Annotated in this window: 17 protein-coding genes and 6 pseudogenes; 19 read left to right on the forward strand and 4 right to left on the reverse strand. The window is 63.4% G+C overall.

Annotated features, from left to right (window positions below):
• Nucleotides 1–130: 130 nt before the first annotated feature.
• Nucleotides 131–763 (reverse strand): annotated as a pseudogene (locus tag LOKO_RS06320) (TRCF domain-containing protein); the annotation flags it as partial.
• Between LOKO_RS06320 and LOKO_RS18650 the strand changes: the two are divergent.
• The 10 genes and pseudogenes from LOKO_RS18650 to LOKO_RS06365 form a co-directional block, all read left to right on the forward strand.
• A pseudogene (locus LOKO_RS18650) lies at nucleotides 762–860 on the forward strand (transposase domain-containing protein); the annotation flags it as partial. The pseudogenes LOKO_RS06320 and LOKO_RS18650 sit on opposite strands and share 2 nt — an antisense overlap.
• A 310-nt stretch (nucleotides 861–1,170) precedes the next feature.
• Nucleotides 1,171–2,547 (forward strand): annotated as a pseudogene (gene leuC, locus LOKO_RS06325) (3-isopropylmalate dehydratase large subunit); the annotation flags it as partial.
• 3 nt (nucleotides 2,548–2,550) lie between these two features.
• Complete coding sequence (gene leuD, locus LOKO_RS06330; RefSeq protein ID WP_066446475.1) at nucleotides 2,551–3,204, forward strand: 3-isopropylmalate dehydratase small subunit; 654 nt, start codon at nucleotides 2,551–2,553, stop codon at nucleotides 3,202–3,204.
• 265 nt (nucleotides 3,205–3,469) lie between these two features.
• Complete coding sequence (gene leuB, locus LOKO_RS06335; RefSeq protein WP_066446478.1) at nucleotides 3,470–4,549, forward strand: 3-isopropylmalate dehydrogenase; 1,080 nt, start codon at nucleotides 3,470–3,472, stop codon at nucleotides 4,547–4,549.
• 314 nt (nucleotides 4,550–4,863) lie between these two features.
• The gene (asd, locus tag LOKO_RS06340) at nucleotides 4,864–5,976 is read left to right on the forward strand and encodes an aspartate-semialdehyde dehydrogenase (RefSeq protein WP_066446492.1); all 1,113 of its coding nucleotides are present in this window, start codon (nucleotides 4,864–4,866) and stop codon (nucleotides 5,974–5,976) included.
• A 224-nt stretch (nucleotides 5,977–6,200) separates the two neighbouring features.
• The gene (locus LOKO_RS19625; protein ID WP_066446494.1) at nucleotides 6,201–8,924 is read left to right on the forward strand and encodes a type IV pilus assembly protein FimV; all 2,724 of its coding nucleotides are present in this window, start codon (nucleotides 6,201–6,203) and stop codon (nucleotides 8,922–8,924) included.
• A gap of 7 nt (nucleotides 8,925–8,931) precedes the next feature.
• Complete coding sequence (gene truA, locus LOKO_RS06350; RefSeq protein ID WP_066446497.1) at nucleotides 8,932–9,897, forward strand: tRNA pseudouridine(38-40) synthase TruA; 966 nt, start codon at nucleotides 8,932–8,934, stop codon at nucleotides 9,895–9,897.
• 192 nt (nucleotides 9,898–10,089) lie between these two features.
• Nucleotides 10,090–12,021, forward strand: coding sequence for an asparagine synthetase B family protein (locus tag LOKO_RS06355; protein ID WP_144439622.1), 1,932 nt, complete (start codon nucleotides 10,090–10,092; stop codon nucleotides 12,019–12,021).
• A gap of 221 nt (nucleotides 12,022–12,242) precedes the next feature.
• A pseudogene (argJ, locus tag LOKO_RS06360) lies at nucleotides 12,243–13,127 on the forward strand (bifunctional glutamate N-acetyltransferase/amino-acid acetyltransferase ArgJ); the annotation flags it as partial.
• A gap of 75 nt (nucleotides 13,128–13,202) precedes the next feature.
• Nucleotides 13,203–14,150, forward strand: a complete 948-nt coding sequence (locus tag LOKO_RS06365; protein WP_066446502.1) for a Nudix family hydrolase — start codon at nucleotides 13,203–13,205, stop codon at nucleotides 14,148–14,150.
• Nucleotides 14,151–14,393: 243 nt separating this feature from the next.
• Here the strand turns inward: LOKO_RS06365 and LOKO_RS06370 are convergent, their stop codons facing one another.
• Both LOKO_RS06370 and LOKO_RS06375 read right to left on the reverse strand, forming a co-directional pair.
• Nucleotides 14,394–15,296, reverse strand: coding sequence for a carbon-nitrogen hydrolase (locus LOKO_RS06370; RefSeq protein ID WP_066446505.1), 903 nt, complete (start codon nucleotides 15,294–15,296; stop codon nucleotides 14,394–14,396).
• A gap of 227 nt (nucleotides 15,297–15,523) precedes the next feature.
• Entirely contained in the window at nucleotides 15,524–16,567 is a 1,044-nt protein-coding gene (locus LOKO_RS06375) for an agmatine deiminase family protein (protein ID WP_066446508.1), read from the reverse strand.
• A 168-nt stretch (nucleotides 16,568–16,735) separates the two neighbouring features.
• Between LOKO_RS06375 and LOKO_RS06380 the strand changes: the two genes are divergently transcribed.
• Nucleotides 16,736–17,977: a lipoprotein-releasing ABC transporter permease subunit gene (locus LOKO_RS06380; protein WP_066446510.1), complete on the forward strand. Its 1,242-nt coding sequence runs from the start codon at nucleotides 16,736–16,738 to the stop codon at nucleotides 17,975–17,977.
• Nucleotides 17,978–18,002: 25 nt separating this feature from the next.
• On the forward strand, nucleotides 18,003–18,716 hold the full coding sequence (locus tag LOKO_RS06385) for an ATP-binding cassette domain-containing protein (RefSeq protein ID WP_066446512.1): 714 nt from the start codon (nucleotides 18,003–18,005) through the stop codon (nucleotides 18,714–18,716).
• 30 nt (nucleotides 18,717–18,746) lie between these two features.
• Here the strand turns inward: LOKO_RS06385 and LOKO_RS06390 are convergent, their stop codons facing one another.
• The gene (locus LOKO_RS06390) at nucleotides 18,747–19,286 is read right to left on the reverse strand and encodes a DUF2062 domain-containing protein (RefSeq protein WP_066446515.1); all 540 of its coding nucleotides are present in this window, start codon (nucleotides 19,284–19,286) and stop codon (nucleotides 18,747–18,749) included.
• A 184-nt stretch (nucleotides 19,287–19,470) separates the two neighbouring features.
• Here LOKO_RS06390 and LOKO_RS20095 point away from each other — a divergent pair, with 184 nt between their 5' ends.
• From LOKO_RS20095 to LOKO_RS20105, 7 genes and pseudogenes are all read left to right on the forward strand, one after another.
• Nucleotides 19,471–20,046, forward strand: a complete 576-nt coding sequence (locus LOKO_RS20095) for a ComEC/Rec2 family competence protein (RefSeq protein WP_235588953.1) — start codon at nucleotides 19,471–19,473, stop codon at nucleotides 20,044–20,046.
• 12 nt (nucleotides 20,047–20,058) lie between these two features.
• Nucleotides 20,059–21,750 (forward strand): DNA internalization-related competence protein ComEC/Rec2, encoded by a 1,692-nt coding sequence (locus LOKO_RS06395; protein ID WP_417935393.1) that lies wholly within the window; start codon nucleotides 20,059–20,061, stop codon nucleotides 21,748–21,750.
• Between the two features lie 34 nt (nucleotides 21,751–21,784).
• Nucleotides 21,785–22,471 (forward strand): MotA/TolQ/ExbB proton channel family protein, encoded by a 687-nt coding sequence (locus LOKO_RS06400; protein ID WP_066446517.1) that lies wholly within the window; start codon nucleotides 21,785–21,787, stop codon nucleotides 22,469–22,471.
• Nucleotides 22,468–22,896 carry an ExbD/TolR family protein gene (locus tag LOKO_RS06405; protein ID WP_066446519.1) on the forward strand — a complete coding sequence of 143 codons (429 nt, stop codon included), beginning with the start codon at nucleotides 22,468–22,470 and terminating at the stop codon, nucleotides 22,894–22,896. The genes LOKO_RS06400 and LOKO_RS06405 overlap by 4 nt, the downstream gene beginning before the upstream one ends.
• Nucleotides 22,893–24,650, forward strand: coding sequence for a lipid A export permease/ATP-binding protein MsbA (msbA, locus tag LOKO_RS06410; protein ID WP_066446527.1), 1,758 nt, complete (start codon nucleotides 22,893–22,895; stop codon nucleotides 24,648–24,650). The genes LOKO_RS06405 and msbA overlap by 4 nt, the downstream gene beginning before the upstream one ends.
• Nucleotides 24,647–25,111: pseudogene (gene lpxK / locus LOKO_RS20100) on the forward strand (tetraacyldisaccharide 4'-kinase); the annotation flags it as partial. The gene msbA and the pseudogene lpxK, both read left to right, overlap by 4 nt.
• 161 nt (nucleotides 25,112–25,272) lie before the next feature.
• Nucleotides 25,273–25,422: pseudogene (locus LOKO_RS20105) on the forward strand (uroporphyrinogen decarboxylase family protein); the annotation flags it as partial.
• Between the last annotated feature and the right edge of the window lie 3 nt (nucleotides 25,423–25,425).

A 25,425-nucleotide genomic window follows, 5' to 3' on the forward strand; every position in this document is an offset into this window, starting at 1 on the left:
TCCTGGCGGAACGCCAGTGATGCCGTTTCGTGTCTTGGGTTGCGATGTTGAGAGCACGTATCGACATTATAGCGCTCTGGCCGGTCTCGGGGAGTCCCTCCTATGAAACAAACCCGTGCGGGGGGTGGTTTCAGGCGGCATCCGCCTTGCGGTTGAGTACCGTCAGCAGTTGCTCGATGGCGTGGAAGCGAGCCTCCTCCGTTTCCATTTCCAGCGTGAAGCGCAGCGTATCGGCCCCGTCGAGACGATAGCACTCCGGGGATTTCTGGATAAGCTGTACCAGGATCAAGGGGTCGACCCGGGTCTGAGCGCCGAAGATCAGGCGTCCCTTCGCGGCCCCGGCCTCGAGCCGCACGATACCCAGGCGTTCGGCCCGCTGGCGCAGCCTGGTCTGACGCAGCAGGGTTTTCACCGGAGTCGGAAGCAGGCCGAAGCGGTCGATCATCTCCACCTGCAGCTCCTTAAGGTCGGCCTCGGTCTCGGCACTGGCGATGCGCTTGTACATCACCAGGCGTTGCTGGACATCGGGCAGATAATCACTCGGGATGAGTGCCGGAAGGTTGAGGCTCACTTCCACGCCCTCGTCCAGCGGGGCGTCGATGTTGGGTGTCTTTCCGGCACGAATGGCGGCCACGGCTCGGTCGAGCATCTGCATGTAGAGTCCATAGCCGATCGCCTCCATTTGGCCGCTCTGTTCTTCGCCGAGTAGTTCACCGGCGCCGCGGATTTCCATGTCGTGGCTGGCCAGGGTGAAGCCGGCCCCAAACGCCTATCTCCGAGACGTGCTGGAACGGCTGCCGACCCAGAAGGCCAGCCAGATCCACGAACTCCTGCCTCACCACTGGCAGCATACTGCCTGATCACTGACAAGCGGTGATGCCCGGTCGCTTACGCTGAAACGCAAAGCATGGAGCGTATTGGCTGAAGGTGAGGCGAAGATTCGCTGAGCAGCATCTAGCGCTCGCACCTCAAAGCGCTAGTTTGATCAGCTAGCACCCATGACGCGCACCGTATAAGAAAAGGAAGTTGTTGGAGGTAGCTTTAGCTCGCGACCGCGGTGTTGCCTAGTCTTGCCAATGGAGACCAACAGCCGCCCTGCAATAAAGTGGAAAAAATTAAAGCGTTTTTTCCAATACCTGTAGGGTCCCCGAAAGTCGGACCAGGCGCTAAGCTCTGATCTACATCGACCGCCAGTTGCTCCACGAAGTGACTTCGCCGCAGGCCTTCGAGGGGCTGCGCCTGGCCGGGCGCAAGCCGTGGCGGCTCGATGCCAACCTGGCAACGCCTGACCACAACGTGCCGACGACGCTCAAGGAGCGTGCCGAGGGCAACGCCGGCATCAAGGATCCGGTGTCGCTGATCCAGGTGCAGACGCTGGATGACAACTGCGTCGAGTTCGGCATCGAGGAGTTCAAGATCAACGACCCGCGCCAGGGCATCGTTCATGTAGTGGGGCCGGAGCAGGGCGCCACACTGCCGGGGATGACCGTGGTCTGTGGCGACTCTCACACTGCCACCCACGGCGCCTTTGCGGCCCTTGCGCATGGCATCGGCACCTCCGAGGTGGAGCACGTGCTTGCCACCCAGTGCCTGCTGGCGCAGAAGATGAAGAACATGCAGGTTCGGGTCGAGGGCGAGCTCGGCGCGGGTGTCACCGCCAAGGATGTTGTGCTGGCCATCATCGGCAAGATCGGCACCGCCGGAGGCACTGGTTACGCCATCGAATTCGCCGGCAGCGCCATTCGCGACCTTTCCATGGAAGGCCGCATGACCGTGTGCAACATGGCCATCGAGGCTGGTGCCCGGGTCGGGCTGATTGCGGTGGACGAGACCACCATCGACTACCTCGGCAACCGGCCCTTTGCCCCGTCCGGTGAGCAGTGGGACTCTGCCGTGGCCGATTGGCGCAACCTGGTTTCAGACAGCGACGCCGAGTTCGACAAGGTGGTGGATCTCGATGCCGCCGAGATCGAACCCCAGGTCAGCTGGGGCACCAGCCCCGAAATGGTCACCGGCATCTCCGGCGAGGTGCCCGACCCGGCCGAGCAGGACGATGAGACGGTCAAGCGTGGCTATTCCCGTGCGCTGGAGTACATGGGCCTCAAGCCCAAGCAGAAGATCAGCGATATCAGGCTCGACAAGGTCTTCATCGGTTCCTGCACCAACTCGCGAATCGAGGATCTTCGCGAAGCGGCCAAGGTGGCCCGCGGAAAGAAGGTGGCAGCTTCCATTCAACTTGCCATGGTCGTGCCGGGCTCCGGCCTGGTGAAGCGCCAGGCCGAAGCCGAGGGCCTGGACAAGATCTTCATCGAAGCCGGTTTCGAGTGGCGCGAGCCGGGCTGCTCCATGTGCCTGGCCATGAACGCCGACAAGCTCGGCGCCGGGGAGCACTGCGCGTCCACCTCGAACCGCAACTTCGAGGGGCGCCAGGGATACGGTGGACGTACCCACCTGGTCAGCCCGGCGATGGCCGCTGCCGCCGCGATTGCCGGCCATTTTGTCGATGTGCGTCGTTTGGACGACCAGCCCGTAGCAGAGGAGGCCTGAGCCATGAACAAATTTGAACGCACCGAAGGCCTTGTCGCACCGCTGGACCGGGCCAATGTCGACACCGACCTGATCATCCCGAAGCAGTTCCTCAAGTCGATCAAGCGTACCGGCTTTGGCGTCAACCTCTTCGACGAGCTGCGCTATCTCGACGAGGGGCAGCCCGGCCAGGACTGCTCGCAGCGTCCGTTGAATCCCGATTTCGTGCTCAACCAGGCGCGCTACCAGGGCGCCAGCGTCCTGCTGACGCGGCGCAACTTCGGCTGCGGCAGCTCCCGCGAGCACGCTCCCTGGGCGCTGGAGGACTTTGGCTTTCGTGTGGTGATCGCGCCGAGCTTCGCCGACATCTTCTACAACAACGCCTTCAAGAACGGCCTGCTGCTGGTCACGCTGGCAGAGGAGACGATCGATCGTCTCTTCGCCGAGGTGGAAGCCAACGAAGGCTATCGCCTCGATGTCGATCTGGAGAACCAGCGGGTGATTACGCCCTCCGGCGAGATCATCGAGTTCGAGGTCGATGGCTTCCGCAAACACTGCCTGCTCGAGGGGCTCGATGATATCGGCCTGACGCTCAAGGATGAGGATGCCATCCGCGCTTTCGAACAACGCCATCGCGCCGCGCGGCCGTGGCTGTTCCGCGAGTCTGTCCAAGCCTGACAATTTACACTGCAGCCGTCGGGAGCGCGGGGCTGATCCGGGAACGGACTGATCAACCTAGAATTGTAGGGCGTAGGGTACAGACCTCCTCTCTGGCTTGTCCCCGGCGCCCCGCGGGGCTGATCCGGCGGCAGGCCTGCGAGGAGGCGCTGTGAACCCATCCCTGGGCGCTACTTTTGCCATCCATGGTAAAAAGACCTCCTCTTCGGCCTGCCCCCGGCGCACCGCTTGACGACTGGTAGTAGCTACTTAAGGAAACGAAAGAATGACACGCAAGATTCTGGTACTGCCGGGTGACGGCATCGGCCCCGAGATTACCGCTCAAGCGAGCCGCATCCTGGCCGCCTGCCAGGCCCACGGCCTCGACGTCGAGGTGGAAGAAGGTCTGGTTGGTGGCAGCGCCTACGACGAACACGGCGAGCCCCTGCCCGCCGTTACGCTGGACAAGGCCAAGGCCGCCGATGCCATCCTGCTCGGCGCCGTGGGTGGCCCCAAGTGGGACAAGCTCGAGGATCTCACCAAGCGCCCCGAGAAGGGCCTGCTCGGCCTGCGCAAGAACCTCGGCCTGTTCGGTAACCTGCGCCCGGCCATCACCTATCCGCAGCTCGCCTCCGCCTCCAGCCTCAAGTCCGAGCTGGTGGCCGGCCTCGACATCATGATCGTCCGCGAGCTCACCGGGGGGATCTACTTTGGCCAGCCCCGCGGCATCGAGGTGCGCAACGGCGAGCGGGTCGGCTTCAATACCTATATCTATTCCGAGAGCGAGATCGAGCGCATCGGCCGGGTCGCCTTCGAGATGGCGCAGAAGCGCGGCAAGCGCCTGTGCAGCGTCGACAAGGCCAATGTGCTCGAGGTCACTATCCTGTGGCGCGAGGTCATGGAGCGCCTGGCGCCGGAGTATCCCGACGTCGAGCTCTCGCACATGTACGTGGACAACGCGGCCATGCAGCTGGTGCGCGCGCCCAAGCAGTTCGACGTGATGGTCACCGGCAACATGTTCGGCGATATCCTGTCGGATGCCGCGGCGATGCTCACCGGCTCCATCGGCATGCTGCCCTCGGCTTCGCTCAACGAGAGCGGCCAGGGCATGTATGAACCTTGCCACGGCAGTGCGCCGGACATCGCCGGCCAGAACGTGGCCAATCCGCTGGCCACCATTCTCTCGGTGGCGATGCTGCTGCGCTATTCCCTAGGGGAGGCTGCACTAGCCGAGCGTATCGAAGCGGCCGTGGGCAAGGTGCTGGACGACGGCCTGAGAACCGCTGATATTGCCTCCGAGGGGACGCGTACCGTCTCCACCAGTGAAATGGGTGACGCCGTGCTGAGGGCCTTCGACGCAATTTGATACGCAGGCCGGTGGCTATGCCCGCTATCCTCGTAGGAGCCTGTCGGGTTTGACCGATCGTCACGAGAGATTTGGATTTCGAGACAAGTTTTCGATCTGATGCGGCGAATAGCCCGCTATTTAACGAATCGGATCGAATGAAATTGGCCGAAAGATCGGATCTCGCAGTAGATCAGCGTTAAGTCCGCCAGGCTCCTAGATATCGGTTGCCTGGGGCGGACGCCCCGGCAAGCCTGTCTCGCGACAGGCGCGGCTAAAAAGACCCGGCGCAATTCTGTATAATGGCTGGTTCATACTTTTCAGGAGGGCTTCACATGTTGAAAGTCGGTTTCGTCGGTTGGCGTGGCATGGTGGGTTCAGTGCTCATGCAGCGCATGCAGGAGGATGGAGACTTCGAGGGCATCGAGCCGATCTTCTTCACCACCTCCCAGGTCGGCAAGCCCGGCCCGGACATCGGCGTGGACGTTCCTCCGCTAAAGGATGCCACCGACATCGAGGAGCTCAAGGCGCTGGATGTCGTGATCACCTGCCAGGGCGGTGATTACACCCAGCAGGTCTACGGGGATCTGCGTGGCGGCGGCTGGAAAGGTTATTGGATCGATGCCGCCAGCACCCTGCGCATGGAGGACGAGGCCACGATCATCCTCGATCCGGTCAATCGCAAGGTGATCGATGATCAGCTCTCCCGTGGCGCCAGGACCTTCGTTGGCGGCAACTGTACCGTCAGCCTTATGCTGATGAGCCTGGGCGGGTTGTTCGAGGCCGACCTGATCGAGTGGATGACCTCCATGACCTATCAGGCTGCTTCCGGCTCCGGTGCCAAGCACATGCGCGAGCTGCTCAACCAGATGGGGGCACTGCGCGACAGCGTCGCCACTGAACTGGACGACCCGGCCAGTGCCATCCTGGATATCGATCGCAAGGTCACAGCAGCCATGCGCAGCGGTGATTTCCCCACCGATAATTTCACCGCTCCCCTTGCCGGCAGTTTGTTGCCCTGGATCGACGTCAAGCGCGATAACGGCCAGAGCAAGGAGGAGTGGAAGGGCACCGTGGAGACCAACAAGATCCTCGGCCTGCAGGACAATCCGATCCCCATCGATGGACTTTGCGTGCGTATCGGTGCCATGCGCTCGCATAGTCAGGCCTTCACCATCAAGTTGAAGAAAGATGTGCCGATAGATGAGATTGAGGATCGCCTGGCCAAGCACAACGAATGGGTCAAGGTAATCCCCAACGATAAGGAAGCCACTATCGCCGGGCTGACGCCCTCGGTTGTCACCGGTACTTTGACCGTTCCGGTGGGCCGTCTGCGCAAGATGCAGATGGGGGGAGAGTACCTCTCCGCCTTCACTGCCGGCGATCAGCTTCTTTGGGGAGCTGCCGAGCCACTCAAGCGCATGCTTAAGATTCTGCGCGAAAAGTGATCCAACGCTTTAACTAGCGATGGCGGGGCGCTTCTTTCGGGAGGCGCCCCGTTTTCATCTCAGAATGCCGATTGGGAAAAAACAGGTAAAGACGAGTCCCCATGGGTCTGGGCAAGCACAGACCAGGGAGAATGTGATACAAATTTCGTATTGGCTTGGTCATTGCCTGAGAAAAATCAAACGAACTGCTGCACGTCGGTGACGACAGCGGCGCAAGGGAACCTATGAGACGCAAGCTGACAATTGCCATGCTGCTATCGCTTTCGGCCTCGAGCCTCCAGGCGCTGGCACTTGGGGTCGGAGAGGCCGCGGTAAGCTCTTCGCTCAATGCGCCATTGCGTGCCACGATCCCATTGACCGATACCTCCGGGCTGGAGCCGGAACTGTTGAGAGTGTCGGTGGCAGAACCGCGTGAGTTCGAATCCGCAGGGCTGACCCGCTCGCCGTTGGCAGCCAGCGTGCGCACTTCCGTGCGCGTTCGAGATGGGCAACTGATGGTGGATCTCATCACCGAGCGTGCCGTACGTGAACCCTGGCTGGACTTGATGCTGAGCTTCGAGTGGCCTGGGGGCCGCCAGCTTCGGGAGGTCACGCTTTTACTGGATCCGCCCGATTACGACCAATTGCCGGTCCTGGTTGGGCTGCCGACCGGGCAACCTTCCTCAACGGCTGAGCGTTCCACCACCGAACCTGTGCAGGAAGCGCCGGCGCAGCCCGTAACTCAGTCGCGAGACACGCAGTCGGGGGATCCGGCCTGGGTGAGCAGCGGCGACACGCTTTGGGCCGTCGCCGGCCGGCTGCGGCCTGACAGCGGTATCAGTATGGACCAGATGATGGTCGCGCTGGTCGAGGCCAATCCGGATGTTTTCCCCTCTGGCAACATCAACGCCATGCGGGCGGGGCATACCCTGGTCGTGCCGTCACGCGACGCCATCGTGGCCCGCTCTTCCCAGCAGGCCGGCGATGTGGTGCAGGCCATGAACCAGGCCTGGGCAAGCCGTGGCAGCGGCTCCCCCGCACGGGTACCCCTCGGAACGGCCGAGGTTGCCATTGCCGCTCCCGCGGCTGCTCAGGCTGCAGAACTTGCTGACACGGCTGGCGAGCCTGAGCCGGCATCCGGAAGCGGTGAGTCTGCCAATGGGTTGGTGGCTGGCGTTGAGGAGACTGCGGAGCCCCGCTTGACCCTGCTTAGTGACGCCGATTTGGCTGCCGAGGCCTCGGAATCCCTGGATCAACCTGGCGAGGGTGGGGCAGGCGGTGGAGAGATGGAAGCGAGCAGCCTGAGCGAGGCAGGGCAGTCGTCTGAGTCGCGACTCGACCCCGAAGTGCTGGCATCGCTCGATGCAGAGGCGCTAGCCCCCCAAAGCGAATCGCAGCGGCTGGAAAGCCTGGAGCGTCGCTGGCTGGAGAGTCAAAGCGAGCTTGAGGCGGTGCAGGCAGAGCGTGATGCACTGCAGGAAGAGCTGGGTGACCTGCGCAGCGAGGTCAATGCCATGCGCGACCAGTTGGCCGCCCTGGTCGCCGGGGGCCAGGGTGTCGATGCCCCTGGTGGAGGCGGCATGGTGCCGCCAGGTGGGGAGACTTTCGAGGCTGAGACCCCCTGGTGGGGAGCGGTCTACCAGGATGGTCTGGATCGCCAACTGATGCTGGGCGGAGCGGGGCTGGCAGCCCTGCTGGGCCTGTGGCTGCTGATACGCCGTCGCCGCAGCCGCGAAACAGCATCGACAAAGAGTTTCGCCAACATGCCCAATGTGACTTATGGCGCACCGACTGAGTCCGTGAGTATGCCGCCGGCCTCTTCCACGGCTCCCCCTGTCGTGACGGGCATGTCCGTTGCCAGTGCCGACGAGGCTGTGGAGCGGCCTGCGCCGATGCCTCAAGCTGAGGCTATCAGCGAGGCGGATATTTTCATGGCCTATGGCCGCTACGACCAGGCCAGGGAGAGCCTACTGGCCGGGCTTGCGCGTGAGCCAGAGCGGGATGACCTGCGCTTGAAGCTACTCACCGTCCATGTGGAGCAGGGGGACTGGCCATCGGCCGAGCGCGAGGCGGAGCGTCTTGCAGAAGGGGGCGATCCTTCCATGGTGGCGGAAGCCAGTCGACTCATGGCCGCTCATCGTGCGGCAGCGTCCGGTGGCGACGATGGGCGGGGCAGGGTGCCAGCCGAGTTTGTCGCCGCCAGAGAATTGCCACCACAGGAATTCGACTCCCTGCTCGAGCCGCACGGCGGTGAGGTCGAGAAGGACGATGAGGTCGACGAGGTCGAGAAGGTCGACGAGGTCGAGAAGGTCGAGAAGGTCGAGAAGGTCGAGAAGGTCGAGAAGGTCGAGAAGGTCGACGAGGTCGAGATGCAGCTGCCACGCTTCGAAGCGGTAAAGCCTTCGGATAGCGATGATGCCGAGGCGCAGAGTGGTGAGCCTGAACCGTCGCCATTGGACGACACGGACAAGCGGGCGATCGTAACGCCTGCTGCTGATAGTGCTCATGCCGGTGAAAGCTCGACGATGGATTGGGACATGATCGACTATCAACCACCTACACTCGATCCGGAGCCAGGTAGGCGCGAGGAAACGCCGATGCAGCCCAGCATCGATTTTCCCACCACCGGGGCTGGAAAGGGAGAGGTGGCCGACGTGTTCGACGGCGACGGCAGCAGGAATGCACCGGAGAATGCTGGATTCCTCGGTGAGGCGTCGCTTGGCGAGCGGCCACGGCCTGAAGCGGACGAATGGGAAGTGGAGGAGGTGGCCTTTCCGCCGCTGGAGCGGGATAATGAGGGAGCAAACGACTCCGTGGCCGGGTTCGATGAGCTGGAAGAGGCACGACGTCTGCTCGGCGTCGGGGAAACCGATAGGGCATACGCCCTGCTTCAGCGCCTGCGAGATAGTGCTGCCGACCCCAGGATACAGACCCAGGCCAAGGAACTGATCATACACTATCGACTCTGATGGCCGAATGACCCTCTTTCGACGTCTCGACGAACGAACCCCCCTCAGCGGCCGCCTGGCCCTGGGGGTGGAATATGACGGTAGCGCCTACTGCGGTTGGCAGCGCCTCAAGAATGCTCCCTCGGTGCAGGCCGAACTGGAGCGGGCGCTGGCGAAGGTGGCCAGCCAGCCGGTAACGGTACACTCCAGTGGCCGCACTGACTCCGGCGTACATGCCACCCGCCAGATCGTTCACTTCGACCCGCCGGTACCGCGCTCCCAGAAAGCGTGGGTGTTTGGCGTGAATGCCAACCTGTCGCGGGACATTGCGGTGCGCTGGGTGCGTGAAGTGCCCGATGACTTTCATGCGCGCTTCAAGGCACTGGCGCGGCGTTACCGCTACATCATCCTCAATCAGCCTAGTCGGCCGGTACTCGAAAGGGCCAACGTCACTTGGTGTCGCGACCCGCTGGACGCCGAGGCGATGCATCGCGCGGCCCAGGCGCTGGTGGGTGAGCATGACTTCTCCAGTTTCAGGGCGGCGGGCTGCCAATCCAAGACGCCGTGGCGCAAGGTGCATTTCATCGAGGTGCATCGGCATGGTCCCCTGGTGGTCGTCGACGTCCAGGGCAACGCCTTTCTCCACCATATGGTTCGTAATATTGTTGGCGCCCTGGTCACGGTGGGGCGCGGAGACCGCGATGACGACTACCTGGCGGAGCTGATGGCACTCAAGGACCGTTCGCTCTCCGACGTTACGGCCCCGGCCTGTGGCCTGCACTTCGTCGATTCGCTCTATGACGACGTCTGGGAGCTACCCCGGGAGCCACTGGGGCCCAACCTGCTGGCGTTCCTGGGCGAGTGGACCGGTGAGCGGGCGCTTCCCGACTGCCCCATGGTCCAGTTCCGGCGTGGAAGGCCGGTGACAGAGGCTACGTTGGAAGAGGCTGCTTTGGAAAAGGCTACGTTGGAAGAAGGTAGCTTTCGGCAGTAAGTGGTGATCTTCGCAGCAAGTCGACATAAGCCCATGTTTGTTTCTGCTACATTTCGTCAATGGCGTTAGGTTGACGAGTGCGTCCCTGGAAAGCTTGGAAGTGGCTGGTGCCTGTTTGTCATCGAGCAGGAGTGGGCTGGCAGGTTTAAAGGGATTTCTGAAAGCAGGCTTACTGTGAGGGTGCTGGTCATCATGAGTGGCATATGTGGAATCATCCATCTTAATGGAAGACCGGTCGAGCGAAATCAGCTCGAGCAGATGGCAAAGCGGGCAGCATATCGAGGCCCCAACGGCATTGACTACCATCTCGTGGGTCCGGTGGGGCTTGCCTGCCTCTCGCTCGATGTCACTCCGGATGGCACGGGAGCCTGTCATCTGGCGCGTGAAGACCGCCACGGGCTCCTTTTCCTGGCGGATGCCCGGCTGGACAACCGTGAAGAGTGTGCTGCTGGCTCCAACCACTTCGGCGGCAAGAGTGCAACAGATGTCGAGCTGATGTTAAGCACGCTGGTGCAGGCGGGAGAGGAGGGGCCCTCTCGCCTACTGGGAGACTTTGCCTACGCGCTCTGGGATGGCAGGCATCGACGACTCCACCTGGCCAGAGATGCCATGGGCCTGAGACCGCTCTACTATCGAGTTGAAGAGAACCGCATCCTCTTTGCCAGTGAGGCCCAGCAGATTCTCTCCGTGCCCGGGGTGCCCCGAAGCCTTAACGAGCGGGCTGTCGCCTGGCATCTCTGCTGCATGCAGACGCCCCCGGGCGAGGTTTTCTACTCAGGCATCGATGAAGTCCGCCCCGCCGAGGAGGTGGTCATTGATGCCTCAGCCGTCAAACGCAGCAGGATTTTCTGGCAGCCGGACCCAGAAGCACGAATCCGCTATAGAGACGAGCGCGACTATGCGGCGCACCTGCGAGATATTCTGACGACATCGGTACGCGCCCGCCTGCGGGCTCGTGACCCCGTGGGCATCAGCCTGAGTGGTGGCGTCGACTCCACCTGCGTGGCTTCCGTGGCAGGCTGGCTTCGCCAGCAAGGCGAGACTCTTCCGTCAATGCGTGCCTACAGCTGGGTCTTTCCCGAAAATCTTGCCGAATGCGACGAAAGCGAGACCATTTATCGAATTGCCGATCATTTCCGCATCCCGGTCACGGAAATCCCCGCCGAGCATACCTATCCCTTTGTCGATGATGATCTCAACAAGCCTCACGAGGATGACCCCTTCTTTTCCATGTTCCAGCCTTTCATGGAAATGTCACTGGCAGCAGCGGGGAAAGATAGGGTGAGCACCATGTTTTACGGGTTTCGCGGCGATGTGGTTTGCGGTGGCAGTGTCGAGGACGTACCTGGAGTGCTGCTCGGAGGGAGGTTTAGCGAAACACGGCGGGTTTTGGCCCGCCTGGCCAGAGTACACGGGCTAGGCCGTCGGCAAGCAGTTGTTCGCTTCCTGCTGCGTCCCTTGCTCTATGACCAGCTAAAAGGCCGTTACCAGGCAGTAATGCTGCCTCCGCTATTTGGAGAGGTGGAAGGGGAGGGAAGTGAGAAAAGAGTTCTCCCGGCACCGGTGCGGCATGCCGAAAGTCATGTGTCTGAAAGCTTTCTGGGCCGGGTGGGGCTGCCTGCGGTTGAGCCCCACTATGAGGCTTCTCGTGTCTGGCCTCGCTATGCGGCGCGTGACCGCTTGATTCATATCAGCTCACCGCTGGTGGCGCGAGGCGTCGGTTATGCCGAACGCGTCACGGCACGGCACGGCATAGGCCTGGCCGACCCCTGGAGTGACCGGAGAATTGCCGACTTCATCCTGGCCTGCCCGCAGCATCTGGTCGGCAACGTATTGGCGTCGAAAAGGATGGCTCGCCGCGCCATGGTAGGCATCATGCCCAGTCAGGCTATTGAATCGATCGGCAAGGTCTCGCCAGAATCTCTCTATATCGAGGCCCTACGGTTCAAGGCCCACGATAAGGTAATGGACCTGCTGACCAACAGTCGCTGTGCTGATCTTGGTTGCATCGACGAGGTAGCCTTGAAAGCGCGCTTCGAGCGTTTCGTGCGCGGTGAGGTGCCGATCTTCGACCTCTGGCCTACGCTTTCTCTCGAGCTTTGGTTGCGTCGTTACTGGGCATGAGTTTACCTAGTACTTACAGTGCTACAAGGTTGTAAAAATTAATGCTCAGTGTTCATGCTTATTTAATATTGTGCCATCTCTAATGGCGGGATAGTTTGTTAATAATGGTTTCGACCTTGCAGGCCTTGCTCGGTCGCAGCCAGAGAACAGCTCAAAGTTTAAATTGTTCAGGTCAACAGATCAGCAATCAGCTGAACTGACAGGCGGAGGTAGAGGAGGCTGTACTGCCGTTTTCCACCGGAGTGATCGGCGAACCGCTGCCCATGGAGCGGCTGTTGGGCGGCCTGCCGGCGGCGCTGTCGTCCCTGGGCGAGGGCGCCGAGGCGTGGCAACAGGCAGGCGAGGGTATCCTCACCACCGATACCCGGCCCAAGGGTGCCAGCGTGAGCCTGGAAATGGGCGACCGTACCGTTATCATCAATGGCATCAGCAAGGGGTCGGGCATGATCAAGCCCAATATGGCCACCATGCTGGCCTTCGTGGCCACTGATGCCGCTATCGAACAGCCGTTGCTGGATGCACTGCTGCGCGAGACAGTGGACCGCTCCTTCAACTGCATCACCGTCGATGGGGATACCTCCACCAACGATGCCTGCATGTTGATCGCCACCGGGCGAGGCGCCGAGGTGGTCAGTGACGAGCAAATTGCGGTGTTCCGCAATGGTCTGCAGCGTGTGATGACCGAACTGGCTCAGGCGATCATTCGTGACGGCGAAGGGGCAACCAAGTTCGTGACCCTGCAGGTCAACGAGGCGTTGAGTCGGGAGGAGGCGCTGGACGTCGCCTTTACCGTCGCTCATTCCCCCCTGGTCAAGACGGCGCTGTTCGCTTCCGATGCCAACTGGGGGCGGATCCTCGCGGCGGTGGGGCGCGCTCCCGTGACGGACTTCGACGTGGGGCGAGTCACCATTGACCTGGGCGACATTCGCCTGGTCGAGCATGGCGGCAGGGCGGCAGGCTATACCGAGGAAGCCGGCAGTCGGGTGATGAGCGAAGAAGAGATCGTGATACGTATTACCCTGGGGCGTGGCGAAGAGAGCGCAACGGTCTGGACCTCCGATCTCTCCCACGACTATGTCAGCATCAACGCCGAGTACCGCAGCTGAGGCGAGCTTGGCAGACGAACAACCCTGTGCCGGGTGGACGGCATGGGCCAAGCGGGTAAAGGGTTAATGAACGTAATGGTTAAGAGAAGGGTGCATGTGGCGGCCGCCGCCATCGTCAGCAGCGATGGCGATAAGGCACTGATCGCCCGTCGTCCGTCCAATGTCGATCATGGCGGCCTGTGGGAATTTCCCGGCGGCAAGCTGGCGCCCTACGAGACGGGGCTGGAAGGGCTCAAGCGTGAGCTTCATGAAGAGCTGGGTGTCGAGATCAAGCGTGCCCAGCCGCTGATCCGCATCCATCATGAATACTCTGACAAGCACATTCTACTGGATGTCTGGCAGGTGCATGAATTCAGCGGCGAACCGTTTGGTCGCGAAGGCCAGGCGGTACGCTGGGTGCCGCTCCAGGAACTGGTCAACTACCCCTTCCCGGCGGCCAACCTGCCGATACTCCAGGCCGTGATGCTGCCCACCGAATATTTCATCACGGCGGAGGAGGCGGATGACGCGGTGTTCGAGACCCGCCTGGCTCGGGCGCTGGTCGAGGACAACGTGCGGTTGGTGCAGCTGCGCGCGAAGTCCCTTGACGAGGCGGCCTACCTGGCCCGCGCCGAGCGAGCCCTGGCGCTGTGCCGAGAGCACGGGGCGAGGCTGCTCCTCAACGCCGATCCCGCGCTGCTGGAGCAGGTCGATGCCGATGGCATCCACCTCACCAGTGAGCGCTTGATGTCGCTGGAGCGACGTCCGATTTCGGAGGCCAAGTGGCTGGCGGCTTCGACCCACGACCAGAAGCAGCTGACCCAGGCCTCGCGCATCGGCTGCGACTTCGTGACCCTGTCGCCGCTGCGTACGACGCCATCCCATCCAGAGGTGCCGCCCATGGGCTGGCACGATTTCCAGCAGCTGGTCGAGCGTGCCGCCATGCCGGTCTTCGCCCTGGGCGGCATGACCCGTTTCGATGCCAACCACGCCCGCGCCGTCGGTGCCCAGGGCATTGCCTCGATCCGCGATTTCTGGAAGTGACAGACAGCTACCCTCAATTGAGAATAACGCTGTAGGAGGAATGCTCCGCATCACGACTGGCGCCGTCAGGCGCCCGGCGGAGCCCACAGGTGCTAAAACATCGCCTCCTTGCCAGTACTCCTGCTCTCGCCGGATCAACCGCAGTGCTTCACTCAGTCCCGATAGCGCCGCGTCAGGTCGCCATAGGCGTCGATACGGCGGTCGCATCTGGTAGAGAGAGGCCAGATGCGCCGCGCATTGTCGTTAGTCCCGATAGCGCCGCGTCAGGTCGCCATAGGCGTCGATACGGCGGTCGCGTAGGTAAGGCCAGATGCGCCGCACGTCTTCGCCGCGGCTCATGTCGAGCGTGACCAGCAGGCGCTCGGCCTCGGTGCCGGCATGGGCCAGTAGCTCACCCTGGGGCCCGGCGACGAAGCTGCCGCCCCAGAAGTCGATGCCTTCACCAACCCCGGATTGGTCCGGCTCGTGGCCGACGCGGTTGGCCACGATCACGGGCAGGCCATTGGCCACGCCGTGGCTGCGCTGGATCAGCGTCCAGGCTTCCTTCTGGCGCGCCTTCTCGCCGTTATCGTCTGAGGGGCACCAGCCGATCGCGGTGGGGTAGAGCAGCAGCTCCGCCCCGGCCAGCGCCATCAGCCGCGCCGCTTCCGGGTACCACTGGTCCCAGCACACCAGGAGCCCCAGTCGGCCAACCGAAGTGTCGATGGGCTGGAAACCCTGTTTGCGGCTGTCGTCCTGATCCCCCGGGGCGAAATAAAACTTCTCGTAGAAGCCCGGATCGTCGGGGATGTGCATCTTGCGGTAGTAGCCGACCTGGCCACGGCTGCGGTCGTAGACCACGGCCGTGTTGTGGTAGAGCCCGGGAGCGCGGCGCTCGAACAGGGAACCTACCAGCACGATATCGAGCTCGGCGGCGAGTGCGGCCAGGCGAGTGCCGGTGGGGCCGTCCAGCGGCTCGGCCAGGTCGAACAGCGTCGTATCTTCGTACTGACAGAAGTAGTGCGTGGCGTGCAGCTCCTGAAGCATGACCAGCTCGGCGCCCGCGGCCGCCAGCTCGCGCACGCCGGCCTCGCTCTCGGCGAGACTTCTGCTCTTGTCGGGCCACGCGGGCTGCTGGACAAGGCCGATCTTGAGATGACGGGACATGATGCAAACTCTCCTCGTGTGTCAACGCTCTAGGCTTAATCTAAAGGCTATCGCAGATGGCGACCACCGCTCGGGTTGGCCTTGCGTCAAGTCTTCGAGGAGGCGCTGCGAACACTTCCTGTACGCAACCGACGCCTTCCATGACGTAGGACCGCCTCGACGACTTGACTCTGGCACCCTGCGTTTCGTGCCTTGCAACATCCCAAGGCATGAGCGTCGCCTTTGATTCAGGTGTGTGTCGCCAGGCTGCCCCGAGGGAGCTGCATGGTCAGACAGTGCAGGCTGCCGTGCTGTCGGATCACGCTGGTACAGTCGATCGGCACGATGTCGCGGCCGGGAAAGGCATCTCCCAGGGCAACGAGCGCCCGGCTGTCGGCGGCATCGCCGTAGGTGGGTACCAGCACTGCACCGTTGATGATAACGAAGTTGGCATAGGTGGCCGGCAGGCGATGTCCATCGACTGGATCGAAGCAGGGCCGCGGCCAGGGCAGCGGCACCAGGCGATAGGGCTCGCCATTGGCACGCCTGAATGTCTGCAGTTCGGCCTCCATGGCGGCCAGGGCCGGATAGTGCGGGTCGGCTTCGTCATCGCAGCGAACGTAGGCAATGGTGGTCGGGTCGCAGAAACGGGCCAGGGTATCGATATGGCTGTCGGTGTCGTCACCATCCAGATGGCCATTGGCCAGCCATAGCACACGCTCTATGCCAAAATCGGCGGTGAGCATGGCTTCCACGGCCTCTCGGTCGAGCTGCGGATTGCGATTGGGGTTGAGCAGGCAGGCCTCTGTGGTGAGCAGGGTGCCTTCGCCGTCGGTCTCGATGGCGCCGCCTTCAAGAATGACGTCCCGGCTTTCGGCCGCACAGGCGTAGATGCCTGCGTCGGCCAGACGCTGAGTCAGTCCGTTGTCGCGCTCGGCCTCGAACTTGCCGCCCCAGCCGTTAAAGATATAGTCGAGCAGCGCGGGACTACCGTCGCGCTCGATGCCGATGGGGCCATGGTCTCGGGTCCAGGTGTCATCGGCCGGGGCGACGATCAGGTGCAATCGCTCGGCAGGAACGCCGAGGTAGGCGAAGCGACGCCGCAGGTGGTGGCGTGTCGCGGTCGATGGCACGCTGATCACGACGGACTGGTAGCGCGCGACTGCCACCACGATGTTTTCCATCGTGGCCTCGATGCGCTCGAGTAGTGGCGCCCAATCGCTGGTAGCGCTGGGCCAGGTGAGCTGGATGGCGTCCTGAGGGTGCCATTCGGGAAGCAGGCGGTTGGCCATGGTGGGAGCCTCTGGTTTGCGTCTCGTCGTCCGGCGTCCTATCGCCGAGTCGGCGCAATGTAGGCCCAGCCGGGTAATGTTGCAAGCATAGGGGAAACGTAATCCTACCCGGTGCAGTGGACGGCAAAAAACCGTACCATGACCCCCCGCTGACAAGGAACGCTCATCATGCTCGACCGCTTGCCACTGTTGATCGGATTGCGCTATGTGCGCGCCAAGCGCCGCAATCACTTCATCTCATTCATTTCATTGACCTCGATGCTGGGCCTGATGCTCGGCGTGGCGGTGCTGATACTCGTGTTGTCGGTGATGAACGGCTTCGATCACGAGCTGCGCACCCGCATCCTGGGCATGGTGCCCCATGCCAAGATCGAGTCGCGCGCCGGCCTGGTGGAGTGGGAGGCCTTGGCTGAAGAGCTGATGCAGCGCGAGCGGGTGATCGGTGCGGCACCCTTCGTTGAACAGCAGGGAATGTTCTCTTCGGCGGGTCGCAACGAGGGCGCCATGGTCAACGGTATCCACCCTGAATGGGAGGATCGCGTCTCGATTATCGGGCGGCACATGCAGCAGGGTAGCCTCGATGATCTAGCCCCCGGCGAATGGAATGTGGTGCTGGGCTCCCTGCTGGCCCGACATCTGGGCGTCGGGGTGGGCGACCGGGTTACACTGCTGGTGCCGGAGGCCTCGATCACCCCGGCGGGGGTCTTTCCACGCCTCAAGCGCTTCACGGTAAGCGGCATCTTCAGCGTTGGCGCCGATCTGGATGCCAACCTCGCCTATGCCAACATCGAGGACATGCAGACCCTTGCCCGCCTGGGCGATGCGGTAGGAGGGTTGCGTCTGGAGCTGGACGACCTCTTTGTCGCCGCCAGCGAGACCCGGGCCATCATCAATCAGCTCGGCACTGGCTATCGCGGTACCGACTGGACCTTCACCCACGGCAACCTGTTCCAGGCGATCCAGATGGAGAAGCGCATGATCGCGCTGCTGTTGACCGTTATCATTGCGGTGGCGGCCTTCAATATCGTCTCGACCCTGGTGATGGTGGTTACCGACAAGCACGCCGATATCGCCATCCTGCGAACCATCGGTGCTACGCCACGCTCGATCATGGGCATCTTCATGGTGCAGGGCATGGCGATCGGGGTCATCGGGATTGCCGTGGGCGTCGGGTTCGGCGTGCTGCTGGCGCTGACCATCTCGGACCTGATCGGCTGGGTGGAGTCGGCCCTGGGCATCAAGTTCCTCGACGCCGGGGTCTACTTCATCAGTGACCTGCCGTCACGCCTGCACTGGTCCGATGTGCGAGACATCGTTGCTGCCGCCTTCGGGCTGACGTTCCTGTCGACGATCTATCCGGCGTGGCGAGCGGCACGTGTCCAGCCTGCCGAGGTGCTGCGCTATGAATGATCCGGCCACCGTGAAGGAGAGCGCCATGACCCAGGCGGCGAACGCCAAGGGCAAGATAATGCTGGCATGCCATGACCTGACCCGCATTTATCGCGAAGGTCCCCAGGATGTCACCGTGCTTGAGGGGCTTGAGCTGGAAGTGCGGGCGGGAGAGCGGGTCGCCATCGTCGGCAGCTCGGGCTCCGGCAAGACGACGCTGCTGAACCTGTTGGGAGGCCTGGATCGGCCCAGCCGGGGAGAGGTACGCATCGCCGATGAATCACTGCTCGATCTTGGTGAGACGGCACTGGGTCGCTTTCGTAACCGGCATATCGGCTTCGTCTACCAGTTCCATCACCTCCTGGCAGAGTTCACTGCCCTGGAGAATGCCGCGCTGCCGTTGATCGTGAGTGGGCAGAGGAAGAAGGCGGCCGAGTCGCGGGCCCGGGAACTGCTGATCAGGGTAGGTATCGCCGAGCGAGCCGACCACAAGCCGGGGGAGCTCTCTGGCGGCGAGCGTCAGCGGGTTGCCATCGCCAGGGCGCTGGTTACCGATCCCAGCCTGGTGCTGATGGACGAGCCCACCGGCAACCTGGACCAGACCACGGCCGCCAGCATCCTGGCACTGATGGACGAGCTGGCCCGAACCACGGCCTGTGCTTTTGTCATCGTGACCCACGACCCTGCCATGGCTGCACACCAGGATCGCGTACTCAAGCTCGATGGCGGGCGTCTCACCGAGCAGCACGACCCTCTCTGATACTGACCCGAGCCCGGCCGCTGGCCGGGCTCAATCCTCCCTGTCCAGGCGCGCTTGGCGGCGTCTCATGGCGCGCAGCTTCCAGCTGCGTGAGACATGCCATCGCCAGACCAGCCTGATGATCACATTGCCCACGATAGCGAAGACGATAGCCGATACCACCGAGCCAAGCGCCAGGGCCGGCAGGATGTCGGCCATGCGGTCGGCGATCCAGCGGGTCGAAACTCTGGCCGGTGCCTCCCGGACTGGGGTATTCATCAGCCAGGCGCCCAGGCGATAATTGCCATAGAAAATCAACGGCATGGTGAGCGGATTGGTGATCCATACCAGCCCCACCGAGAGTGGCAGGGTGCAGCGCAACAGCCAGGCACCAAATGCCGCTACAACCATCTGGAAGGGAATCGGCAGCATGGCGCTGAAGAGCCCGACCGAGAAAGCGTTGGCCACGGTGCGACGTGACAGCGCCCAGAGGCCGGGGTCGCCGATGATATGGCTCACAAAACGCAGCGAGCGCTGGCGTCTGAGCGTTTCGGGGTGAGGCATGTAGCGCTGCAGGAATCTGCGCGGCATGACGGATTGGCTCGCTGCTTCGGGACCCGGCTATTATCCATGGAAGGGTGCTGTCTCGCCATGCCGTATGTGGGGATTGGCAGGAGGAAAGCGCCGATATGCCAGGGCTGGCCGGCTATTGTTCAGCGGCTCGCTCAGTGAATAGTCGGGGGGCGGGGATAAGGGCAAGGGAATGCGAATTGGCATGGCGTTGCCGGCAGCTTTAGCTGCCATGGCGGGTGTCGGTCTGGGTTGGTGGGCGCCTCAGGGCCTGGTGGAACTATGGTGCCTTGCGCTTTTGCTGCTGCTGGCCAGAGGCAACTGGCGAGGCTTGGGAGTGGTCCTGCTCGTGGCATTGACGGCGGGGCAGGTTCTCCTGGCCAAGGGGGGCGACCTGCCCTTGGGCCTGCTGCGTGTCGATCTGGCCTTGGAAGGGCGCTTGGAATCTGTCGAGGAAGAGGATCACTTGACGCGGTTGCTGGTGCGCGTCGAGGAGTGCCGTCCCCTGGCGGACGAGGGTCTGCCCTGCGATCGGCTGCGCCGAGTGCGTCTCAGCCACTACCAGGCCCCCGAGATGTCACCGGGAGAACGCTGGGCCCTGACCGTTCGGCTGCGCCCCCCCGGTGGCTTCGCCAACCCAGGCGCGTTCGACTACGGGGCCTGGCTGTGGCGCGAGGGGATTCAGGCCACCGGCTATGTACGCAGGGAACCACCGCCCGAACGTATTCAGCCGGCGGATGTTTCCCCGCGGCAGCTGGCACTGGCGCATCTCGAAGCATGACAGCTGCCGCCGCTGACGACACGCTGGCTGGCGGCGCTGACGCTGGGTGCGGGTGAGCGTCTTACGCGGGAAGAGTGGGATCTGCTCAATGCCAGTGGCACCACACACCTGATGGTGATTTCGGGGCTGCATGTGGGGCTGGTGGCGACCTTTACACTGCTCATGGCGCGGGGGCTTGCACGGCTGGTCGCTCCACGGCGCTGGCGGCTGGCGGTCTGGCCCTGGTGGCTGGCCGGTGTAGTGGCCATCGGCTATGCCTGGCTGGCAGGGCTGCAGCCCCCGGCCATGCGGGCCATGATCATGACCTTGATCGGTCTCTGGGTGGCCAGCGGCCGCCATGCGCCGGGTCCGTGGCAGGCCTGGTGGCTGGCGCTGGGGCTGATCGTGGTACTGGACCCGCTATCGGTGTGGCGCCCCGGTTTATGGCTGTCTTTTATCGCCGTGGCGCTGCTGATCGTGATCTGGCAGGGGCGGCCGCGGCCTGCAGGCCCCCGTGGATGGGCCTGGGCGCTGCTGCGAACCCAGCTGTTGCTGGCGCCGCTGATGGCGGCAGCTGTGCTGCTTGCCTTCGCTCGGCTGGCCCCCGCCGCACCGGTCGTCAACCTGGTGGCCGTACCGGTCGTCAGCTCCCTGCTCGTCCCGCTGGGTCTGCTGGGCTGGCTGCTCACGCCGGTGCCGGTGCTTTCCACTCTGTGCTGGTGGCTCTTCGAGCGCATCACCCTGGCGTTGATCGCATTGCTCGAACTCGCGGTCGCCTGGTTACCGTTGTGGTGGCCGTCAACAGAGATGATTCTGCCGCTGGCGCTCATGCTGGGGCTGATCGCCCTGCTATGGGCACTCCCGGGACTGGCGGCGACGCTGCGTGTCGGTGGCAGTCTGCTGCTGGTACCGGCGATGCTGGGGCTGGCGGAGCCAACCCAGGAGCCCGGTTCGCTGCGGGTGCGGATACAGGATGTTGGGCAGGGTCAACTGGTGGAGCTGCGCAGCGCCAACTACCGCATGCTGTATGATGCCGGGCCGCGCTTCGCGTCCGGCTTCGCTCCGCTGGCTGCGCTGTGGCCGCCAGGGCAGCGCTTCGACCGCGTCATGGTCAGCCATGATGATATCGATCATGCTGGTGGGGTGCCGCTGCTGGCGGAGGAGCATCTCGTGGGTGAGTTTCTCGCACCGCCGGGGGAGACGATCGACGTACCCTTTACACCTTGTCTCCGGGGGCAGCACTGGCAGCGCGATGGGGTGACCTATCGGGTGCTGTGGCCGCCCGAGGATACCGCGGCACTTTCCAGCAATGATCGCTCCTGCGTCCTTGAGGTGACGGTGGGGGCTGATCGACTGCTGCTCACCGGCGATGTCGGCCGCGAGGTGGAGCGTGCCTTTCTGCTCGACGTCGAGCGTCCGGTGACGGCGCTGCTGGCGGGCCATCATGGCAGCCGGACAAGTTCGGGGCCTCAGCTGGTTCAGTCCCTGGCGCCTCGACACGTGATCTATAGCGCCGGTCGCCATAACGCCTTCGGTCATCCGCACGATGAAGTGGTGCGACGCTTTCGTCGAGCGGGGAGCTGCCAGTGGAGTACCGCTCTCGACGGGGCCGTGACCCTTTGGCTCGGAAGAGAAAGGGAGTCCTTCATTCAGGCTACGCGTGTCATGCCCTGGCGCCGCAGCGGTGTCGAAGGTGAGTGCCATGCGGTAGAATCGCCCCACTGACCGCAGCCGTCGTGGCTACGTAAGGAGGGGTTGGATGAACATGATGGATGCGCTCATCGCCGGGGGGTGGTTGATGATTCCGCTGCTGGGCTGTTCGTTGCTGGCAACGGTTATCATCATCGAGCGCTTGTGGACCCTGCGCGCCAAGCGTATTGCACCCTATGGCCTGGGGCAGGAGGTCTGCTCCCTGGTATCCCGTGGCCAGGTCAATCTCTACTGGCTCGAGGGGCACTCACCGCTGGGCGGCGTGCTGGCCGCCGGCCTGCGCAATGCCCGCCTGGGTCATGAGCAGGTGCGTGCCCGCCTGCAGGAGGCCGCGACCGCTGTAATCCATGATATGGAGCGCTTCCTGAGCCCTCTTGGAACCATTGCGGCCATCACGCCCCTGATCGGCCTGCTAGGGACCGTGGTAGGCATGATCGAGGTGTTTTCAGTCATCGTTGCCGGCGATGGGGCAAGCCGTACCGCCGACCTGGCCGGCGGCATCTCCCGCGCCCTGGTGACCACGGCGGCGGGCCTTACCGTGGCCATTCCCGCGCTGATGTTCCATCGCTATTTTCAGCGGCGGGTCGAGGATATAACGGTGCGCATGGAGGAGCAGGCTAGCCAGGTGGTCGAGTTCATCGCCCACTATCAGGGCAACGTGACCTTGTCCGATGGCGGCGATGGGGAGCGTGTCGAGGCCGATGGTCGCCTTGCGCCGGGGGTCAAACAGTCGTGAGATTTGCGCGCCGTCGCCGCGACCCGGTGGAGGTCAACCTCACTCCGCTGATAGACGTCGTCTTTTTGCTGCTGATCTTCTTCATGGTGTCCACTACCTTCGAGACCCGCCAGGCGCTGGAGCTCGAACTGCCCGAGAGCGTGGCGGGCGCCGACCTGGAGCTGTCGCCGGTGACCCTGGTCGTTACCGAGCAGGGGCGCTATCGGCTGAGTGAGCGCGAGCTGAGCGCCGCCGAGCTGAACCAGGCGCTGACTGCCGAAGCAGAGCAGGCACGCATGCACGGCCTGGTGCTCGAGGCCGACGCGCGGGCCATGCATGCGGACGTGGTGCGTGCATTGGACCAGGCAGGCGCGCTGGGCATCCGGCAGGTGCGAATCGCGACCCGTGAGCCCCAGGCTACACCTACCCAAGCGGAGACACCGTGACACGACCCGGTACCCAAGATTCGGGCTGGACCCTATACAAGCGCCTGCTGGGCTATGTGAAGCCCCACTGGGTTTCCTTTGGCCTCGCCATTGTCGGCTATGCCATCTACGCCGCTTCCAGTACCGCCCTGGCGGAAATGATGAAGCGCCTGATCGATGGTATCCAGAGCCCGGACGCCGCCTTTCGTCTTTTTCTGCCGCTGTTCGTGGTCGGCATGTTTGCCGCCCGGGGGCTGGGTACCTTTCTCGGCACCTATTTCATGAGCAACGTGGCGCGTAACGTGGTGCATGCGCTGCGCTGCGATGTGTTCAACCACATGTTGCATCTGCCGGGCCGCTTCTTCGATTCCCACTCCAGCGGCCATCTCATCTCCCGGGTCACCTATCATGTCGAGCAGGTGACCGGAGCGGCGACCAAGGCGGTCACCATCGTGTTGCGTGAAGGACTGTTCGTCATCGGCCTGTTGGGCTACCTGATGTGGACCAACTGGATGCTGACGCTGCTCTTCATGACCGTGACTCCCCTGATCGCGGGAGTAGTGAGATATGCGAGCAAGCGCTTCCGGCGCATTTCACAGCGTATACAGCACTCCATGGGCGACGTTACCCACGTGGCATCGGAGGCCCTTTCCGGCTATCGCGTGGTGCGAACCCACGGGGCCGAGGAGTATGAAAAGGCCCGCTTCGCCGAGGCCAGCAACTACAATCGCCAGCAGAGCATGAAGGAGGCCTTGACCAAGGCCATCAGCACGCCCGTCATCCAGCTGCTGGTGGCGCTGTCGCTGGCGGTGCTGGTCTGGCTGGCGATGTCCCCGGCCCTGCTCGACGACATGACCCCCGGTGAATTCGTCGCCTTCATCACCGCTGCCTCGTTGATGGCCAAGCCGGTGCGTCAGCTCACCGAGGTCAACAGCGAGATCCAGAAGGGCATCGCCGCCGCGGCAGAGCTGTTCGGGCTGCTCGAAGTGCCTCCCGAACGCGATGAAGGCACCCGAGAGCCGGGACGGCTCGAGGGGCAGGTGGAGCTGCAGGACGTGCACTTCCGCTATGGCGACGACCAGCCCGAGGTACTCAAGGGCATCGACGTGACGGTCAAGGCCGGTGAGATGATCGCCATCGTGGGGCGTTCGGGAAGTGGCAAGTCGACCCTGGTGGGGCTGCTGCCGCGCTTCTATCGTCCCACTGCGGGGCGCGTGCTGATAGACGGCGTGCCCATTGACGAGTATCGGCTGGCGCCGCTGCGACGCCAGATCGGCCTGGTCTCTCAGCAGGTCACCCTGTTCAATGCCAGCATCGCCGACAATATCGCCTACGGCGTTCCGGATGCGGACCCGGCTGCCATCGAGGCCGCCGCTCGGGCGGCCCATGCCCACGAGTTCATCGAACCGCTGTCCCAGGGCTATGACACTGTGGTAGGCGACAACGGAGTCATGCTCTCCGGCGGCCAGCGTCAGCGACTGGCCATCGCCCGGGCTATCTTCAAGGATGCGCCGCTGCTGATCCTCGACGAGGCCACGTCGGCGCTGGACACCGAGTCGGAGCGCTATATCCAGCAGGCGCTGGAGACGGTGTGCCGGGGCCGGACCACTCTGGTCATCGCCCATCGGCTCTCCACCATCGAGCGGGCCGATCGCATCCTGGTCATGGAGCAGGGCCGTATCGTCGAACAGGGTTCCCACGATCAGTTGCTGGCCCGAGACGGTGCCTATGCCGCTCTCCACCGGCTGCAGTTCCAGGAGACCCCGACGCCATGAAGGGGAGGGTGGCAGAGCGCTGGCTGGAAGCCGCCTATGGTGGAGCTGCCTGGCTCAGGCTGCTGCGTCCCTTGGAATCCCTCTACCGTCTCGCGGTGGCGCGCCGGGTCGACGCCTACCGCAGGGGCAGGCGCAGGACATGGCGGGCAGGGGTGCCGGTAATCGTGGTCGGCAACCTGACCCTCGGTGGCACCGGCAAGTCGCCGATGGTGGCCTGGCTGGGGCGGCACCTGGCCGAGCGGGGCTGGCGCCCGGGTATCGTCTCGCGGGGCTATGGCGGCAGCGCCACCGACTACCCGCTGCGGGTAACCGAGACGACGCCGGTCGATCGCTGTGGCGACGAGCCGCGCATGCTGGCACGCCAGACCGGACTGCCGGTGGGGGTGGATCCGGACCGTCCGCGGGGCGGCAGGGCGCTGCTCGAGGCGGGGTGCGATATCCTGATCAGTGACGACGAGCTGCCCACCTGGCCGGAAGTGCTTCGTCCCGAACGAATCATTCCAATCCTGGCTGCGCTGGGCGGGCTCTTCTACGGGGTGCTCAGCGGACGCTCGATCCAGTTATCGGCCTTCTATGGCATCCTGATGACGTTCTTGACCTTTGTGCCCTTCGCCCTGCTGGCGAGANACAGATCTTCGACACCTGGGGTGGCGTACTCTCCACGCCGGCCTATCTGGAGTTCTCGCTGCGCTACATGGAGCAGATCGTTGCCGGCCTGATCCGCGAGCATGAGGGCCGGCGCGTGCCGGTGATCCTGTTCACCAAGAACGGGGAA

It is taken from the genome of Halomonas chromatireducens, assembly GCF_001545155.1.
Taxonomy (GTDB): Bacteria; Pseudomonadota; Gammaproteobacteria; order Pseudomonadales; family Halomonadaceae; genus Halomonas; species Halomonas chromatireducens.

What these genes read in the sequence shown, in the direction of transcription:
- leuD (WP_066446475.1), top strand. Translation starts at nt 2,551, where the DNA reads ATGAACAAATTTGAACGCACCGAAGGCCTTGTCGCACCGCTGGACCGG.
- LOKO_RS06375 (WP_066446508.1), bottom strand. Translation starts at nt 16,567, where the DNA reads ATGGCCAACCGCCTGCTTCCCGAATGGCACCCTCAGGACGCCATCCAG.
- LOKO_RS06390 (WP_066446515.1), bottom strand. Translation starts at nt 19,286, where the DNA reads ATGCCGCGCAGATTCCTGCAGCGCTACATGCCTCACCCCGAAACGCTC.
- LOKO_RS06380 (WP_066446510.1), top strand. Translation starts at nt 16,736, where the DNA reads ATGCTCGACCGCTTGCCACTGTTGATCGGATTGCGCTATGTGCGCGCC.
- LOKO_RS20095 (WP_235588953.1), top strand. Translation starts at nt 19,471, where the DNA reads ATGGCGTTGCCGGCAGCTTTAGCTGCCATGGCGGGTGTCGGTCTGGGT.
- LOKO_RS06370 (WP_066446505.1), bottom strand. Translation starts at nt 15,296, where the DNA reads ATGTCCCGTCATCTCAAGATCGGCCTTGTCCAGCAGCCCGCGTGGCCC.
- truA (WP_066446497.1), top strand. Translation starts at nt 8,932, where the DNA reads ATGACCCTCTTTCGACGTCTCGACGAACGAACCCCCCTCAGCGGCCGC.
- LOKO_RS06365 (WP_066446502.1), top strand. Translation starts at nt 13,203, where the DNA reads ATGGTTAAGAGAAGGGTGCATGTGGCGGCCGCCGCCATCGTCAGCAGC.
- leuB (WP_066446478.1), top strand. Translation starts at nt 3,470, where the DNA reads ATGACACGCAAGATTCTGGTACTGCCGGGTGACGGCATCGGCCCCGAG.
- LOKO_RS06355 (WP_144439622.1), top strand. Translation starts at nt 10,090, where the DNA reads ATGAGTGGCATATGTGGAATCATCCATCTTAATGGAAGACCGGTCGAG.
- LOKO_RS06400 (WP_066446517.1), top strand. Translation starts at nt 21,785, where the DNA reads ATGAACATGATGGATGCGCTCATCGCCGGGGGGTGGTTGATGATTCCG.
- LOKO_RS19625 (WP_066446494.1), top strand. Translation starts at nt 6,201, where the DNA reads ATGAGACGCAAGCTGACAATTGCCATGCTGCTATCGCTTTCGGCCTCG.
- asd (WP_066446492.1), top strand. Translation starts at nt 4,864, where the DNA reads ATGTTGAAAGTCGGTTTCGTCGGTTGGCGTGGCATGGTGGGTTCAGTG.
- LOKO_RS06385 (WP_066446512.1), top strand. Translation starts at nt 18,003, where the DNA reads ATGACCCAGGCGGCGAACGCCAAGGGCAAGATAATGCTGGCATGCCAT.